The organism is Pelagimonas varians, assembly GCF_003208435.1.
GTDB lineage: Bacteria > Pseudomonadota > Alphaproteobacteria > Rhodobacterales > Rhodobacteraceae > Pelagimonas > Pelagimonas varians.
The window spans coordinates 2,501-5,937 of sequence record NZ_QKMF01000044.1; the positions used below are offsets into that span (position 1 = coordinate 2,501).

Genomic DNA, 3,437 nt, shown 5'->3' on the forward strand with positions numbered 1-3,437 from the left:
TTTACTGGATCAAATCAAGCGCGAGAAGGGCGTTTGGTGAATGCCTTGGCAGTAAGAGGCGATGAAAGACGTGATACTCTGCGATAAGCCATGGGGAGCTGAGAATAAGCTTTGATCCATGGATTTCTGAATGGGGCAACCCACCTGAAAGTTTGATATAATTGCCTTAGGGCAGCCTATATCTTTCTTAACCAGGTACTTTTTGACTGAATACATAGGTCTTAAAGAGCAAACCCGGGGAACTGAAACATCTAAGTACCCGGAGGAAAGGAAATCAATTGATACTCCCCTAGTAGCGGCGAGCGAACGGGGACCAGCCGAGCCTTGAGAGTGATCAGAATGTGTTGGGAAGCACAGCCATAGTGGGTGATAGCCCCGTATGAGAAGCTCAATGGGACGTATTAAGTAGGGCGGAACACGTGAAATTCTGTCTGAAGATCGGAGGACCACCTTCGAAGGCTAAGTACTCCTTACTGACCGATAGTGAACCAGTACCGTGAGGGAAAGGTGAAAAGCACCCCGACGAGGGGAGTGAAACAGTACCTGAAACCGAACGCCTACAATCAGTCGGAGGCTCCTTGCGAGCTGACGGCGTACCTTTTGTATAATGGGTCATCGACTTGGTCTATCTAGCAAGCTTAAGCCGTTAGGTGTAGGCACAGCGAAAGCGAGTCTTAATAGGGCGTTGAGTTAGATGGATCAGACCCGAAACCGAGTGATCTAGGCATGACCAGGATGAAGGTACAGTAACATGTACTGGAGGTCCGAACCCACACCTGTTGAAAAAGGTCGGGATGAGTTGTGCCTAGGGGTGAAAGGCCAATCAAACTCGGAGATAGCTGGTTCTCTGCGAAATCTATTTAGGTAGAGCGTCATCCGAATACCCCCGGGGGTAGAGCACTGAATGGGTAATGGGGGCCTACAGCCTTACTGATCCTAATCAAACTCCGAATACCGGGGAGTACTAGATGGCAGACACACTGCGGATGCTAACGTCCGTAGTGGAGAGGGAAACAACCCTGACCTACAACTAAGGCCCCTAATTCATGGCTAAGTGGGAAAGCAGGTGGGACGACCAAAACAACCAGGAGGTTGGCTTAGAAGCAGCCATCCTTTAAAGATAGCGTAACAGCTCACTGGTCTAAATAAGTTGTCCTGCGGCGAAGATGTAACGGGGCTCAAGCCATGAGCCGAAGTTTAGGATGCACATAGTGCATGGTAGCAGAGCGTAGTGTGACATAGCTTCATGCGTCTTTAGCATCCTTCGGGATGTGTTGGACGCACGGAGCTTTCGATGAAGCCGGGCTGTAAGGCATCCGGTGGAGAGATCACTAGTGAGAATGATGACATGAGTAGCGACAAAGAGTGTGAGAGACACTCTCGCCGAAAATCCAAGGGTTCCTGCTTAAAGCTAATCTGAGCAGGGTAAGCCGGCCCCTAAGGCGAGGCCGAAAGGCGTAGTCGATGGGAACCAGGTTAATATTCCTGGGCCAGAAGGATGTGACGGATCGTGGCGACGTATGTTCCTTATCGGATTGGAACATATTCAAGACGGTTCCTGGAAATAGCCCTTCATGAGACCGTACCCTAAACCGACACAGGTGGATAGGTAGAGTATACCAAGGCGCTTGAGAGAACTATGTTGAAGGAACTCGGCAAAATACCTCCGTAAGTTCGCGAGAAGGAGGCCCGGCGTTTGATCGTCGGGGGCACAAACCAGGGGGTGGCGACTGTTTACTAAAAACACAGGGCTCTGCGAAGTCGCAAGACGACGTATAGGGTCTGACGCCTGCCCGGTGCCTGAAGGTTAAAAGGAGGGGTGAGAGCTCTGAATTGAAGCCCAGGTAAACGGCGGCCGTAACTATAACGGTCCTAAGGTAGCGAAATTCCTTGTCGGGTAAGTTCCGACCTGCACGAATGGCGTAACGACTTCCCCGCTGTCTCCAACATAGACTCAGCGAAATTGAATTGCCTGTCAAGATGCAGGCTTCCCGCGGTTAGACGGAAAGACCCCGTGCACCTTCACTACAGCTTCGCACTGGCATCAGGCACAATATGTGCAGGATAGGTGGTGGGCTTTGAAACCAGGACGCCAGTTCTGGTGGAGCCTCCCTTGAGATACCACCCTTATTTTGCCTGATGTCTAACCGCGGTCCATTATCTGGATCCGGGACCCTGCGTGGCGGGTAGTTTGACTGGGGCGGTCGCCTCCTAAAGCGTAACGGAGGCGCGCGAAGGTTGGCTCAGAGCGGTCGGAAATCGCTCGTTGAGTGCAATGGCAGAAGCCAGCCTGACTGCAAGACTGACAAGTCGAGCAGAGACGAAAGTCGGCCATAGTGATCCGGTGGTCCCAAGTGGGAGGGCCATCGCTCAACGGATAAAAGGTACGCCGGGGATAACAGGCTGATACTGCCCAAGAGTCCATATCGACGGCAGTGTTTGGCACCTCGATGTCGGCTCATCTCATCCTGGGGCTGGAGCAGGTCCCAAGGGTATGGCTGTTCGCCATTTAAAGAGGTACGTGAGCTGGGTTTAGAACGTCGTGAGACAGTTCGGTCCCTATCTGCCGTGGGTGTAGGAGATTTGAGAAGAGTTGCCCCTAGTACGAGAGGACCGGGGTGAACGATCCACTGGTGGACCAGTTGTTATGCCAATAGCAGTGCTGGGTAGCTATGATCGGAAAGGATAACCGCTGAAGGCATCTAAGCGGGAAGCCCCCTTCAAAACAAGATCTCCCTGAGGACCGTGGAAGACTACCACGTCGATAGGCCAGAGGTGTAAGTGCAGCAATGCACTCAGCTGACTGGTACTAATGGTCCGATAGGCTTGATTTGATCCAGTAATAGCCAGACTATTACTGACCAAACAAAAGCATACACAACATAAGTCGAAAGACATGGACAACGCTGATTGATTACGACGCCCTCAAAAGCGTCGTTTGAGGTTTTTATTCGGTTTGGTGGTCATAGCGAGAGCAAAACACCCGGATCCATCCCGAACCCGGCCGTTAAGTGCCTTTGCGCCGATGGTACTGCATCTTAAGGTGTGGGAGAGTAGGTCACCGCCAAACCTAATAAAAACCTCTAATTCTCTAAACGATATCAACAACCCCCAACATCACACCAGATTACGGGGTTAACCTCGGATCAATGCCTCATGCAAAGATCCTCCGGTTCTCAAACGCCTCAATGCGCGCGAGAAAACAGACATTCGGACAAGACCCGAAAGGGAATTGACCAAATACCTTGGAACGCCCCTCAAAAGGTAGCCCAGGACGTGCTCAAGTAGCCGATAGGCGGTAGCACAAACATAGTGTCGCGGGATGGAGCAGCCCGGTAGCTCGTCAGGCTCATAACCTGAAGGTCGTAGGTTCAAATCCTACTCCCGCAACCAATAATACCCAAAAGGCCGCCCTCAACGGGCGGCCTTTGGCGTTT

The 3,437-nt window shown here is 51.8% G+C and carries 1 tRNA gene and 2 rRNA genes; all 3 read left to right on the top strand.

Annotated features, from left to right (window positions below):
• The first annotated feature begins 12 nt into the window (after window positions 1–12).
• The 3 genes from C8N36_RS23805 to C8N36_RS23815 all read left to right on the top strand — a co-directional run bounded on the left by C8N36_RS23805 (window position 13) and on the right by C8N36_RS23815 (window position 3,393).
• Window positions 13–2,834 (top strand): 23S ribosomal RNA (locus C8N36_RS23805).
• A 121-nt stretch (window positions 2,835–2,955) separates the two neighbouring features.
• A 5S ribosomal RNA gene (gene rrf / locus C8N36_RS23810) occupies window positions 2,956–3,070 on the top strand.
• A 246-nt stretch (window positions 3,071–3,316) separates the two neighbouring features.
• Window positions 3,317–3,393 (top strand) — tRNA-Met (locus C8N36_RS23815).
• Window positions 3,394–3,437: the final 44 nt, after the last annotated feature.